This window comes from Mycobacterium sp. NGS40, from assembly GCF_059812735.1.
This window is the reverse complement of sequence record NZ_JCALDG010000143.1, coordinates 1-293: the sequence shown is the minus strand read 5'-3', so window position 1 is coordinate 293 and position 293 is coordinate 1. Positions and strand designations below refer to the sequence as shown.

1 pseudogene is annotated in these 293 nt (G+C 62.1%); it reads left to right on the top strand.

The features are described from left to right. Window positions 1-228, top strand: a pseudogene (locus tag AC5Y5O_RS32315) (IS481 family transposase); the annotation flags it as partial. Window positions 229-293 lie beyond the last annotated feature (65 nt).

Below are 293 nucleotides of genomic sequence, written 5' to 3'. Positions count from 1 at the left end.
AGCGGCGATGCCTGGGTCAGTCGCCGGGTGACCACCAACGGGGCGGTCTGCGTGGCCTGGCAGCAGGTCAGCATCGGGCGCTACTACGCCGGTGCGCGCTGCGATGTCCACGTCGACGGCCAGCTGCTGCGGTTTTGGATCGGGGATCAATTAGTCAAAACCACCGCCCGCCGCAGCACCGGCGAGGTACGAATCAAACGGGCCATGCGCACCAGCACAGGACCCTAAAACACAACACGAGTGTCAAGGATCAACCGAAACAGAAACGTCACCCATCAACCGACTCTGAACAG